The organism is Croceibacterium soli (assembly GCF_009828065.1).
Classification (GTDB): Bacteria; Pseudomonadota; Alphaproteobacteria; order Sphingomonadales; family Sphingomonadaceae; genus Croceibacterium_B; species Croceibacterium_B soli.
The window spans coordinates 24,225-37,435 of record NZ_WTYK01000002.1 but is presented as its reverse complement, the minus strand read 5'-3'; the positions used below and the strand labels follow the sequence as shown (position 1 = coordinate 37,435).

The 13,211-nt window shown below is 65.3% G+C and carries 7 protein-coding genes and 1 tRNA gene; 5 read left to right on the top strand and 3 right to left on the bottom strand.

The genetic code is table 11. The features are described 5' to 3' along the window. Positions 1–15 precede the first annotated feature (15 nt). The 5 genes from GRI75_RS14725 (at position 16) to GRI75_RS03400 (ending at position 9,758) form a co-directional block, all read left to right on the top strand. Entirely contained in the window at positions 16–1,218 is a 1,203-nt protein-coding gene (locus GRI75_RS14725) for a cytochrome P450 (RefSeq protein WP_202389578.1), read from the top strand. A gap of 89 nt (positions 1,219–1,307) precedes the next feature. Next, positions 1,308–2,480 carry an MFS transporter gene (locus tag GRI75_RS03415; protein WP_160745569.1) on the top strand — a complete coding sequence of 391 codons (1,173 nt, stop codon included), beginning with the start codon at positions 1,308–1,310 and terminating at the stop codon, positions 2,478–2,480. An 18-nt stretch (positions 2,481–2,498) separates the two neighbouring features. Then, positions 2,499–4,205, top strand: a complete 1,707-nt coding sequence (locus GRI75_RS03410; protein ID WP_160745568.1) for an amidohydrolase — start codon at positions 2,499–2,501, stop codon at positions 4,203–4,205. 321 nt (positions 4,206–4,526) lie between these two features. Next, positions 4,527–7,634: a TonB-dependent receptor domain-containing protein gene (locus GRI75_RS03405; RefSeq protein ID WP_160745567.1), complete on the top strand. Its 3,108-nt coding sequence runs from the start codon at positions 4,527–4,529 to the stop codon at positions 7,632–7,634. A gap of 105 nt (positions 7,635–7,739) precedes the next feature. Then, on the top strand, positions 7,740–9,758 hold the full coding sequence (locus tag GRI75_RS03400) for a tetratricopeptide repeat-containing sulfotransferase family protein (RefSeq protein WP_160745566.1): 2,019 nt from the start codon (positions 7,740–7,742) through the stop codon (positions 9,756–9,758). Between the two features lie 92 nt (positions 9,759–9,850). Here the strand turns inward: GRI75_RS03400 and GRI75_RS03395 are convergent. The 3 genes from GRI75_RS03395 to mrdA form a co-directional block, all read right to left on the bottom strand. Then, a tRNA-Lys gene (locus tag GRI75_RS03395) sits at positions 9,851–9,926 on the bottom strand. Positions 9,927–10,029: 103 nt separating this feature from the next. Next, positions 10,030–11,148 (bottom strand): rod shape-determining protein RodA, encoded by a 1,119-nt coding sequence (rodA, locus tag GRI75_RS03390; protein ID WP_160745565.1) that lies wholly within the window; start codon positions 11,146–11,148, stop codon positions 10,030–10,032. After that, complete coding sequence (mrdA, locus tag GRI75_RS03385; RefSeq protein ID WP_160745564.1) at positions 11,145–13,208, bottom strand: penicillin-binding protein 2; 2,064 nt, start codon at positions 13,206–13,208, stop codon at positions 11,145–11,147. The genes rodA and mrdA overlap by 4 nt, the downstream gene beginning before the upstream one ends. Positions 13,209–13,211: the final 3 nt, after the last annotated feature.

Genomic DNA, 13,211 nt, shown 5'->3' with positions numbered 1-13,211 from the left:
GAGGGGAGACGTGCAGTGGCTGTGACGGTCACGTTTGCCGAGGCCATCACGATCGAGGATCTCGAGCGCGATCCCTATCCGATCTACGCGCGTCTCCGCCGCGAAGCGCCGATAACGCGGGTCCCGGCCGCCAACGTGTGGTTCGCCACGCGGTGGGCGGACGTCGAAACGATCGTGAAGACACCCTCGCTGTTCACCGCGGAAGCGGCGGACTCGCCCGTCGAACGTTCGTTCGGCTGTCCGACGATCCTCACCAGCGAGGGCGAAGTGCACCGGGATCTGCGTGGGGGCGTGGAAGCGCGGTACAAGGCGCGCGAAGTGGAAGGCTACATCGAAGGGCTGGCGCGTCCGATCGCGGAGAGGGTGCTGTCGGAACTGCCGCCCGGCGAACCGGTGAACCTCATGGACCGGTACTTCGAACCCGTCTCTGCTCTGGCCCTGGCCCAGACGCTCGGGCTGGAGGATATCCCTGCCGCCGTGCTGCTGCGGTGGTTCCATGGCCTCTCGCAGGGGGCGATCAACTACGAAAACGATCCCCGCCGCCATGCGATCTGCCTCGATGCTTGCGCGGAGATCGAGGCGGTGCTCGTGCCGAAGCTCCGGCAGTTGTCGCGCGAGCCGGCGAACACGCCCTTGTCGCACATGCTGCACTTCAACATGCCCGAGGGCGAGAGCCGGCCGGTCGAGCAGGTCCTGCCCAGCGTCAAGGTAACCCTGCTCGGCGGAATGCAGGAGCCGGGCCACGGGGCGGGCAGCGTCTTCGTCGGCCTGATGCAGGACCGGGCGCAGTTCGACGCCGTGAAGCAGGGCGGCAAGGACATGCTCACACGGGCGGTGAACGAGGGGCTTCGCTGGGTCGCCCCGATCGGAACGCAGTTGCGCACCGCTCTCGAAGATACCGAGATCGGCGGCGTCTTCATCCCCAAGGGAACGCCGGTTGCGGCGATCCTCGCTTCCGCCAACCATGACGAGGCGCGGTTTCGCGACCCCGGGCGCTTCGACATCTTCCGGGAAGATGGCGGCCACGCGGCGTTCGGCTTCGGCAAGCACTTCTGCGCCGGACGCTGGTTTTCCGTAGCGCTCATGGAGATCATGCTCGACGTGCTGTTCCGCGCCTATCCGGATGTGCGGCTGCTCGCTAGGCATGAGCCGAGCTTCCATGGCTGGGAGTTCCGCATGGCGCCCGAGATTCTCGTCTCCCTGAGACCGGCGAATTGACGCGGGCAAGAAATGGCCGCTTCAGCCAAGCCCCGCGGGGAAGGGGACTTACGTTCCGCTGATCTGCCGGAACCTGTGAGGGCCTTAGCATGAACGAACCCCGAGCGGGACAAGGCGTGGCGGCAGCCATCATCCTCGGCACGATCGGCGTTCTCAGCTTCATCGTTCAGCCAGGGCTCGTCCAGGGGTTCGTCACCGAATACGCGCTCAGCGAATCCGCGGCCAATGGGCTCGCCTTCACCGAGATGCTCGGGATTGCCGCCGCCACGGTGCTGGCGGCCCTGATCGGCACGCGCGTGTCGTGGAGGGCGCAGACCACCGCCGCGCTGGTGATCGCCGCTGCAGGGCACGCATTGTCGGGCTTCGCCGCCGGCGGGGAGCTGCTTTCGATGGCGCGGCTGATTGCCGGCTTCGGTTGCGGCTTCGTGATCTCGATAAGCTTCTCGGTGGTCGGGTCGGCGCCGCGTCCGGAACGCAACCTGGGGCTCTACCTGGTCCTGCTCCTCACGTACGGTGCATTGGGCCTGTGGGGGATGCCGACGATCCTCGACCTGTTCGGCCTGGATGCGGTGTTCTACGCCTGGGCGCTCGCCAGCCTGGCGGCCATCGCCGTGGCTTGGAGATTGCCCGACGGCACAGACATCAGCGAGGAAGTCCGCCAGGCGGAAGGCCGCGACCGGTCCGCATCGCCGGTGACGATCGCGCTCATGCTCGCGGGCGTGCTGATCTACAACGTTTCCATCGGCATCGCGTGGGCCAACCTGTTCCTGATCGGCATCGACGCCGGCCTTGCAGAGCAGCCCATCGCCGATGCGCTGCTGATCTGCCAGTTCACTGCAGTGGGCGGCGCCCTGGCGGCGGTCTGGCTGGCGGGGAGGGGTGGGCAGCTCTGGCCCATTCTCGTCGGCACGATCGGCGGGGCCGCGGCCATAGGCCTGACCCTGGGCACGCCGAGCTACGGCGAGTTCCTGCTGACTCTGATCGTGTTCAACACGCTGTGGAACTTCGCGCTGCCCTTCATCCTGGCCCTGGCGGCGGTCCTGACCCCCTCCGGCCGGCTGATCGCGGTGGCGATCGCGTTCCAGATGATCGGCCTCGCTTTCGGTCCGCTTGCCGCCGGGGAGCTGCTGGCGGGAACCGACAGCTTCGAACCGGTCAAGTTGTTGAGCATCGTCACGATGGTGCTCGCGCTGGCGCTGTTCGCCGTGCCGCTCCTGGGCGAGCGGCGGGGCACTCGCCGGCGCATCGTCACCGCAAGCTGATCCACACGGGAGGCATTCATGAAGAAGAGCATCGTTTTGCTGTCCGCGATCGCGGCGACTGCTTCGCTTCCGGCGAGCGCGCAGTTCACCGGGACGCCCCGGTTCGAGCCGGTGAAGGCGGATCTCATCGTCGAGGACGCAACGATCTATACGCCCGCGGGTTCGGCGACGCACATGGCGATCGCCCACGGCGCGATCATCGCGATCGGCGATGCCGAGGCGGTGAAGGCGCACCGCGGCGTCTCGACGCAGACCCTGGATCTCGACGGCAAGCTGGTGATCCCGGGCCTGCACGACATGCATGTCCACCCCTCAGGCGGCGGCATGGCGCAGTTTCGCTGCATGATCCCGCAAGGCTCCAACGCGGAGCAGAGCCTGGCGCACATTGCGGGCTGCGTGGCCAAGGCGAAGCCGGGCGAGTGGATCGACGGCGGCGGCTATCAGAACGACAGCTTCGGCAGCACGCCGCCGAACAAGGAGATGCTCGACCGCGTCGCTCCGAACAATCCCGTGCTTCTGCGCGACATCTCCGGCCATAGCGCCTGGGCCAACTCGGCGGCGCTCAAGATCGCCGGCGTGACGGCGAGCACAGCAGACCCCGAAGGCGGGATCATCGAGCGCGGCGCGGGCGGCGAACCGACGGGCATCCTGCGCGAAAGCGCCAGCGGCCTTGTGGCCATGCACATCCCTCCGGCTTCGGAAGAGCGCACGATCGAGGCCCTCAAGTGGGCGCTCGACGAGATGCTCTCCCACGGGATCACCGCGTTCGACGATGCCGGCGTGTTCCGCGCCACGGCCAAGGCTTACGCTTCGCTCGCAGATGCAGGCGATCTCAAGCAGCGCGTGCGCGGCTGCTTGTGGGGCTCGGACGCAGCGCTGATCGACGAGCGCATGCTTTACGCCCGCGAGCGGTTCTCGCCATCGTGTGTGAAGCTCGTGCTCGACGGCGTTCCGACCGACGGCCACACGGCGGCGATGGTCGATCCCTACGTGGCGACTCATTCGCACGATCACGCAAGTTCCGTGCGCGAACGCGGCCTGCTTCTTATTCCGCAGAACGAACTCGACGTCCAGCTGGCGGACCTCGACCGCAAGGGCCTGACCGTGAAGTTCCATGCGGCGGGCGATGCGGCCGTACGTGCCGGCCTCAACGCCATCGCGCACGCACGCCAGCAGAACGGCTGGAGCGGCGCGATGCACAATGTCGGCCACAACAGCTTCGTGCAGATGGAGGACCTGCGGCGCGGGGCCGAGATCGGCGCGGCGTTCGAGTTCTCGCCCTACATCTGGTACCCCTCTCCGATCATCGGCGACATTCGCAAGGCCGTGGGCGAAGAGCGCATGAATCGCTGGATACCCGTCAAGGACGCGCTGGACGCCGGCGCAATGGTCGTGCCCGGATCGGACTGGAACGTCGTCCCGAGCGTGAACCCGTTTATCGCCATCGAGACGCTCGTCACGCGCCAGGTCCCTGGCGGCGGCGGCGAAGTGCTGGGCGCGCAGGAACGCATCACGCTTCAGCAGGCGATCGACATCTTCACCCGCCAGTCGTCACGACAGATGAACTTCGACCACGCGACCGGCACCCTGGAAAAAGGCAAGCTGGCCGACTTCATCGTCCTCGACCGCAACATCTTCACTATCCCAGTGACGGACATCCACAACACCAAGGTGCTGATGACGTACATCGACGGCGAGAAGGTGTTCGAAAGCACGCGTAGGTGAGCGATAGGGCCGAGCCGATCGTCGCCTCGGTCCTCAACGCCGCGAGCGAGTTGCTGTTCGTCGGCACGCCCGACGGGCAGATCAGAGCGCGTCGATCACTCCCCGGTCGATGTGGCCGCGCAGGCGCGATGTCCGAGGGGCTTCTGTGACAGCGCCGCAACAGTTCGCTCGGAAAATATGAGTCGGGATAAAGTCTCGGTTGCAACCAGATCGCCGTGGGGACCATCCTGATCGTGGAGGAGATGGCCGCGGAGTGGGCGGCCACGGTTTACTGGGAAAGAGCCCGCCGGCGGCTGGCTCGTCTGCAAAGGGGACTAAAAAATGAAAAGGATCACCGCGCTTAGGGTCAGTGCAGCACCGCTGGCGATCGGACTTGCGATGGGAAGCGTCCCGGCGTTCGCGCAGGATGCCGAAGGGACGGCAGAAGCGGAAGCGATCATCGTTACCGGTTCGCGCATCGCGCGCCCGGAGGTGGAATCTCCCTCGCCGGTGACCGTCGTCGGCACGGAAGACATCAAGCTTCAGGGCACGACCCGGGTCGAAGACATCCTCAATTCCTTGCCGTCGGTCTCGGCCAGCCAGTCGTCCTCGCTCGCTAATGGCGCCGATGGCACGGCTACGGTCGACTTGCGCGGCCTCGGCACCAGCCGCACTCTCGCCTTGGTGAACGGCCGCCGCATCGTACCGGGCGATCCTTCGCCGTCGAGCGGCTCGGCCGCCGACATCAACATCATCCCCACCGCGATGCTGAAGCGTGTCGAAGTGCTCACGGGCGGTGCATCGTCGGTGTACGGCGCGGACGCCGTCGCCGGCGTGGTGAACTTCGTGATCGACAATGATTTCGAGGGCTTCCGGATCGACGCGAACTACGGCTTCTACCAGCACAACAACAACAACAAGTTCATCCGCCCGTTCCTCGAGGCGCGAGACTTCCCCTATCCGGACGGCAGCGTGACCGATGGCGGCACCTTCGACGGAACGATCGCCTTCGGCTCGAACTTCGACGACGGCCGTGGCCACTTCATGGCCTACGGCGGGTACCGGAAGATCCAGCCGGTAACCCAAGGCGAGCGCGACTATAGTGCGTGCGTGATCCAGAATACGCGTTCCGGCGCCAACCAATGCGGCGGATCGGCGACCACCCCTAATGGCAACGTGCTCGTATTCGATACGGATGTTACCGCCGGCACATCGACATTCTACACGTTCGGCCCTGGTGGGGCGTTCAACAATACCCTGGGCCTGTATAACTTCGCCCCGCTCAACTACTACCAACGCAATGACGAGCGCTTCACCGGCGGCGCGTTCGTGAATTACGAAGTATCGCCCGCCTTCCGGCCGTACCTGGAATTGCAGTTCATGGACGACCACACGACCGCGCAGATCGCGCCGTCGGGCAACTTCGGCAATACGTTGACCATCAACTGCGACAATCCATTGATGTCGGCCGCGCAGCGCAATGTGGTCTGTGACGACGACAACCTGATCAACGGGTTCATCGGCAACTTCCCCACGGCAACCACCGCGCCGTACAATCCGAACCCCGGGGCTGCGCCGATCGACTTCGCCGATGGCCAGGGCGGCACTTACAACCAGGCATACTTCCTGCTGCTTCGCCGCAATGCCGAGGGCGGCCCGCGCAGGGGGCAGCTCGACCACACCACCTATCGCGGCGTCATCGGCGCGGATGGCGATATCGGCGCAAATTGGTCTTACGACGCCTATTACCAGTACGGGAAGGTGAAGTACTCGCAGGTCTACGAGAATGAGTTCTCCGTGGCGCGCCTTCGAAATGCGCTGGACGCCGTGATCGACAATCGACCGGGCAGCGCCACCAATGGCCAGGTCGTCTGCCGTTCCGTTATCACCGGCGCCGACACGAACTGCGTGCCTTACAACGTCTTCGGCGGTGAAGGTGCCGCTAGCCAGGAGTCGGTCGAGTACCTTTCGGCAGTAGGGTTCCAGAACGGCGAAACCGAAGAGCAGGTGGCGAACGTCTCCTTCACCGGCGATCTCGCCGGGTACGGACTGGTATTCCCGTGGGCGTCCGAGGGTGTCCAGGTGAACTTCGGCACCGAATGGCGCAAGGAATCACTCGATCTGCGGACGGATCAGGCCTTCCAGACGGGCGACCTGACCGGGCAGGGCGGTGCGACGATCCCGCTTTCCGGCGGCTTCCAGGTGCTCGAATTCTTCGCTGAGACACAGATCCCGATCATCGAAGACGGGATCGTGGATTCCTTCTCCATCAGCGCCGGCTATCGCCACTCGGACTACGAAACGACCGCCGACCGCAGCTATAAAACCGACACTTACAAGGTGGGACTGGAGTTGGCCCCGATCAGCGACATCCGGGTTCGCGCGATGTACAATCGCGCGGTTCGTGCGCCGAACATTCAGGAACTGTTCCGTACTCCCGCAGTCGGGCTCAACGGGTCGGTCGATCCTTGCGCAGGGTTCACTCTCACGGCCACCGATTACGGCTGTCTTGCCCAGGGCTTGACCCCGGGCCGGACGATTACGCCGAACCCGGCCGGCCAGTACAACGCACTGCTGGGCGGCAACCCCGACCTCGAGCCGGAAAAGGCATCGACCTGGACGGCGGGCCTGGTCCTGCAGCCGAGGTTCGTCCCGCGGCTCGTGTTCTCGGTGGACTATTTCAACATCGAGATCGACAACGCCATTCGTTCGTTCGGTCCCGACACGATCCTGAATCACTGCGTGGACAATGCGACTGCAAGCTTCACCCCGGAATCATGCGCGCTCATCAATCGCGACACGGCCGGATCGCTCTGGTTGACGCCGGAAGGCTACACCAATGACCTGCCGAACAATGTCGGCCGGGTGCAAACCGCAGGTGTCGAAGTGGCCGGCAGCTACTCCATGCCGCTCAGCTTCGGGCGCCTCGGCTTCCAGATGAACGGCACTTATTTGGACAAGTACGTTGTCGATAACGGTCTTGCCCCCAGCTACGATTGTGCCGGCCTTTATGGGCCGACCTGCAGCTTGGGCGGCACGACCGATGCCGGCGCTCCTCTGCCCAAGTGGCGCCACAAGGCGCGCGTCACCTTCGAACACGATTCCGGCGTGGGCCTCTCGCTCCAGTGGCGCCATGTCGGCAAAGTCAAGGCGGAGACGATTTCGTCCTTCGAGGCGCTTCAGGGCGATTTCAACTTCGACCCGGGCCTGAGGATACCGGCGTTCAACTATCTCGACGCAACGCTGCTGTTCAACCTGGCGGAGAAGTACAACTTCCGTCTCGGCGTCAACAACCTGCTCGACAAGGAACCGCCGCTGGTTACCTCGGGGAGCGGATCGCGCGCCGGTTCGAACCTGTGCCCGACGGGTCCGTGTAACGGCAACACCTACCCTGCGACCTGGGACGCCCTTGGGCGCTACATCTTCGCGGGCATCACGTTCGACTTCTAAGGCGGGCGAGGAAAAGGGGTGCGGAGGGCTCCGGGCGGAGCCCTCCCTTCTCCATAGGGCCAGCGCGGGCTGGTCCCATTTCTCGTAAGCATGTAGGTCGAGGAAATGACTGCCCAATCCCCATCCAAGTTGGACGGGCCGCCGCCATTCGAGCGCGCGGTCATAGCAGCACGGCAGGGCGATTTCCTCCTGGCGCGCGAACTCGCGGCGGCGAGCCTCGACGCGGGACCTGAAAATGCTGTCGCCCATCATGCCTTCCTCGGCATGGTCTGTGCCCGATCGGGGGATCTGGAGGCCGCGACTGAGAACCTGCTCAGGGCGCACGCCCTGCGGCCCGACGACGTTACGATCGCCTGCAACCTGATCTCCATCCTGATGGATGCCGGGCTGGATGGACAGGCGCTGACCGTCGCTTCCGAGGATCTGGCGAAGGCCGACCCGAGCTTGCGGGTCGCACGTTTGCGCGGCTTCCTGGCGCAAAAGCTGGAGGACTTCGCCGCAGCGGTCGCTGCATACCGGCTGGTCCTTGATAGCGCTCCCGATGATTTCGAATGCCTCAACAATCTGGGCAATGCCCTGGTGGCGACCGGGGACTATGCCGGCGCGGTCGATGTCCTTCGGCGAGCCGTGTCGTTGGACCCGCGAGCCGCGCCGACGCGTCTCAACTTGGCGTCAGCCCTGCTGGCGCTCGATCGTACGGACGAGGCGGAAGTCGAACTGGTCAGGGCAAGTGCCGATTTTCCGGCGGACTGGCGGCCTCCGCATCAGCTCTATGTCTTCTACAAGGCGCAGCAGCGGCAAGAAGAAGCGATGGCTGCGCTGCTCGAGGCCGCGGCACGCGAACCCAATTCGGCCAGCGTGCAGCTCAAGCTGGGGATCGAGCACGGGATAGCGCGCGAGACGGAGGAAGCCGAGCGGGCTTACCGCCGGACGATCGATCTCGACCCGTCGGAAGCCGATGCCTACGTCGGGTTGGCGATCCAGTTCGAGCACACCAATCGCGAAGATCAGTTCGCGCCCCTGATTGCGCTTGGCCGTAAGAACGGGATTGCCGCCAAGTCTCTCGCGTTCATCGAAGCGCTCGAACTGCGCCGCCAGAAGCGCTTCGCGGATGCCTTGGTGAAACTCGATGAGGTGCCCGCAGACGTCGAGCCCGTGCGTACGACGCATATGCGCGCGACTTTGCTAGATCGGCTCGGCCGAACCGACGAGGCTTTCGCGGCTTTCGCCACGGCCAATGCTTTGCTCGAGGATACGCCCAACGATCCGCTGGGAAGGGCGGCGGAGCTGCGCAGGCAGCTTGAGGCGGAGATCGCGCAGATTACCCCCGCCTGGCGAGCCGGTTGGATCGACGTGGCCGTCGATGATGGCCGGCCGGATCCGGCATTCCTGGTCGGCTTTCCGCGGTCGGGGACGACCTTGCTCGACACGATACTGATGGGGCATCCCGGGACGGCGGTGATGGAGGAACAGCCGCCCCTCAACCGGGTGGAGGAGAAGCTCGGTGGGCTCACTGCCCTGCCAGGCATGAGCGCGGACCAGATCACGGACGCGCGGGCATGTTATTTCGCGGAAGTGGACAAGATCCAGCCGGTCGGTCCGGGCCAGCTGCTGATCGATAAATCGCCTCTGTTCCTCTACCGCCTTCCGCTGATCCGCAGACTGTTCCCCAAGGCTAAAGTCATCCTCGCACTGCGCCATCCGTGCGATGTCGTGCTCAGCTGCCTGATGAGCAATTTCCGGCTCAATCCGGCGATGGCCAATTTCCTGCGGCCGGAGGATGCCGCCGGGTTCTACGACTTGTCCTTCACCCATTGGACGAAGTCGCATGAGCTGTTTCCGGACAACGTCTTCAGCCTGAAATACGAAGACCTGGTCGATGACGTGGAAGGCCAGGTGCAGCCGCTCGTCGAATGGCTGGGCCTGGAATGGGATCCGGCCGTGCTTGACCATACGAGGACCGCCAGATCACGCGGCCTGATTACCACCGCCAGCTATTCGCAGGTCGTCGAGCCCATCTACCGCCGCGCCTCCGGCCGATGGCTCCGCTATCGCGCCCACCTCGAACAGGTACTTCCCAAACTCGCGCCCTGGGTGGATGAGCTCGGCTACGACCCGGTCTGACCGCTCGATTGGAAGCTGTCGGAATGACCATTCTGACTTCGTCGGAACGGCATTCGCGCTGCTCCGTAGAGCTTCGATCTGAAGAGAGAAAATGGTGGACGCACTTGGGCTCGAACCAAGGACCCGCTGATTAAGAGTCAGCTGCTCTACCAACTGAGCTATGCGTCCATCCGGGGGAACCAGGGAGAACCTGGGGCCGCTGGGTACCCGGCGAATCGCCGGGAGCGGCTCATATAGCGGTTGTGCGCTGCGATAAAAGAGGAGATTTCGCTCAGCCCAGACCGGGCGTCACGGCGCGCCGGCTGCAGCGGTCGACCATCATCAAAGTGCCCAGGCAGATCATGTTGGTCATCATCGATGAACCGCCGTGGCTCATGAACGGCAGCGGGATACCCACCACCGGCGCGAGGCCCATGACCATCATCAGGTTGATCGCGGCGTAGAAGAAGATCGTTGCCGTCATCCCGCCGGCGAGCAGGCGGAGGAAGCGGTCGGGCGCGCGCCGGGCCACGATTAGGCCCCAGCGCAATACGATGCCGAACACCAGCAGCACGAACAGGCCGCCGATCAGGCCCCATTCCTCGGCCATGGTCGCGAAGACGAAATCGGTATGCGGTTCGGGGAGGTAGTCGAGATGGCTCTGCGACCCCTCGCCGAACCCCTTCCCGGTGATCCCGCCGGAGCCGATCGCGATCTTCGATTGGGTGATGTGGTAGCCCGACCCAAGCGGATCGCTCTCCGGATCGAGGAAGGTGGTGACGCGGCGGCGCTGGTAATCGTGCAAGCCGAAGAAGTAGGCGAGGGGGGCGATCACCAGGGCGGTTGCGCCTGCCCCGAGGAACCACTTGCCCGGCACGCCGGCAAGGAAGATCACCACCGCGCCGCCGAAAACGATCGCCAGCGACGTGCCGAGATCGGGCTGAAGGAGCACAAGCGCCATCGGGAAACCCATCAGCGCCGCGGGGGGCAGGAGCGTTCGCCAGTTTGCGATCATCCCCGCAGGCAGCGAGTGGTAGTAGCTCGCCAGCACCAGCACGATGACCGGCTTCATGAGTTCCGACGGCTGCAGCACGATCGGCCCAAGGTCGAGCCAGCGCTGGCTGCCGCCGCCGAGCTGGCCGAGCGCCTCGACCAGCATCAGCAGCAGGACGACGACGCCATAAGCCGGGTAAGCGGCCCAGCGGACGAGATCCGCGGGGAGGTATGAGATCATCATCGCCACCGCCAGGAACACGGCGAAGCGGACGAGGTGCGAAGCGGCGTAAGGCTGCATCGAGCCGCCAGCTGCCGAGAAGAGCACGGCGGCGCCAAAGCACACCAGCAGCGTTAGCGGCAGCAGCACCCGCCACGGCTGGGATGCTATCGCGGGGGGAAGTATCGCGTGCCTCATCGTGGCTCCGGCGTCGGTGTGGCGCTCGCGGGGGTGGGAGTGACCGGCGGAGCGGCAGTGCCCACGGGTTCGGGAGCGGGGTCGATCGGACCTGGATGGGGCCGGGCGGGTTCGGCTGCGCTGCGCGCTTCCGCGTCGACCTGCCTCGCGACCGTGACCGGATCGGCCGGGGCAGGGGGCACGTCGACCCCGGCTGCGGCTGCGAAGCGCGCGTAATCGGCATTGAGCCGCTCCTGCGCGGTGCCGCCCCATTGCTTCTCGAGCGCGTGCAGCGCTTCCAGGCCTTTGGCGGGGTCGAACATGAACGTCATGACGTCCCGCGCGATGGGATAGGCCGCGCCCGATCCGCCGCCGTGCTCGATCACCACCGCGCCGGCGTAGCGCGGATTGTCGAACGGGGCGAAGAAGATGAACAGGCCGTGGTCGCGGTGCTTCCACAGGCCGCCCTTGCCGCTGCCGACGCTGAGGCTGACGACTTGGGCCGTGCCTGTCTTGCCGGCCATCAGCACGTCGTCGATGGGCAGGCGGGCACGCCCGGCGGTACCCGGACCGTTGACCACGTCGCTCATCGCCTGCTGCATCACCTGGACGTGATCGCCGTGGAAGTTCAGACTGTCGAAGCGCGGCTTGTCCTTGCGCAGGAGCATGCGCGGCATGACCTTGTTGCCCGTCGCGAGGCGGGCGGCCATCACGGCGAGCTGCAGCGGGTTGGCGAGCATGTAGCCTTGGCCGATCGTCGCGTTCACCGTGTCGTATGGCTGCCATTGCTGGCCGTACTTCTTCAGCTTCCATGCGGGATCGGGCACGGTGCCGTAGAACTGGCTGGCGACGGGAAGGGGGAACTCCTGCCCCATGCCGCAGCGCTTTGCCATCGGCGCGATGACATCCATGCCCAGGCGCTGGGCGAAATGGTAGAAGTAGACGTCGCAGGACTGGTAGATGCCCTTGGCCATGTCCACCCTGCCGTGGCCCCGGCGCTGCCAGCAGTGGAACACGCGGTTGCCGACCCTGAGCCCGCCCGCACAGTTGACGGATTCGGACGGGTCCAGACCGGCCTCGAGAAAGGCCATCGCCACCATCGGCTTCACTGTCGATCCGGGCGGGTAGAGGCCCTTGAGTACTTTGTTGCGCAGCGGCACCCGCTCGTTCTGGCTGAGCATCTGGTACTCGACGCGGCCGATTCCGTCGGAGAAGCTGTTCGGGTCGAAGCTGGGCATCGACGCCATGCACATGAGGTCGCCGGTGAGGCAGTCCATCACCACGACCGAGCCGGATTCCAGCCCCAGCCGCCGTGCGGCGTAGTCCTGCAGGGGCCCGTCGATGGTCAGCTGGATCGACTTGCCCTGGACGTCCTCGCGCGTGTCGAGATCGCGCACGATACGGCCGCCGGCGGTGACTTCCACGCGCCGGGCACCCGGTTCCCCCCGCAAGGTCTGCTCGAACTGCTTCTCGAGCCCGTCCTTGCCCAGCTTGAACCCGGGAGTAAGGAGCAGCGGGATCGGCTCCTGCTCGTACTCCTCGCGGCTTGCGGCGCCGACATAGCCGATCAGATGGCCGACCGCGGGCCCCGTGGGGTAGTAGCGGGAGAAGCCGCGCTGTGGCACGACTCCGGGAAGCTCCGGCAGGCGTACGCTGACGGCGGCGAACTCGTCGTAGTCCAGCCCGCTGGCGACCGGGACCGGCTGGAAACCCGCGGCAGTCTCGAGCCGCACGTTGAGATCTTCGATCTCGTCGGCGGTGAAGTTGAGCAGCTTGCCGAGTGTCTGGACGGTCCGGCGGGGGTCCTCCAGCCGTTCCGGGATGATATCGACACGGAAGTCCGCGCGGTTCGAGGCCATCGGCGCGCCGTTGCGGTCGAGGATCCAGCCGCGGCGCGGCGGGATCAGGCTGAGATTGACGCGGTTGCTCTCCGCCTCCATCTCGTACTTCTCGTTCTCGGCGACGGCGATGTAGCCCATGCGCGCGGCGAGCAGCAGGCCAATGCCGCCTTGCACCGCTCCGATGACGAAGCTGCGCCGGTCGAAGCTCTGCTTGAGCGAAGATGCGGTAAACCTCTGCATCGC

Excerpts from the sequence above, each read along its gene's own strand:
- GRI75_RS03405 (WP_160745567.1), top strand. The coding sequence starts at position 4,527 with ATGAAAAGGATCACCGCGCTTAGGGTCAGTGCAGCACCGCTGGCGATC.
- mrdA (WP_160745564.1), bottom strand. The coding sequence starts at position 13,208 with ATGCAGAGGTTTACCGCATCTTCGCTCAAGCAGAGCTTCGACCGGCGC.
- GRI75_RS03410 (WP_160745568.1), top strand. The coding sequence starts at position 2,499 with ATGAAGAAGAGCATCGTTTTGCTGTCCGCGATCGCGGCGACTGCTTCG.
- GRI75_RS03400 (WP_160745566.1), top strand. The coding sequence starts at position 7,740 with ATGACTGCCCAATCCCCATCCAAGTTGGACGGGCCGCCGCCATTCGAG.
- GRI75_RS03415 (WP_160745569.1), top strand. The coding sequence starts at position 1,308 with ATGAACGAACCCCGAGCGGGACAAGGCGTGGCGGCAGCCATCATCCTC.
- rodA (WP_160745565.1), bottom strand. The coding sequence starts at position 11,148 with ATGAGGCACGCGATACTTCCCCCCGCGATAGCATCCCAGCCGTGGCGG.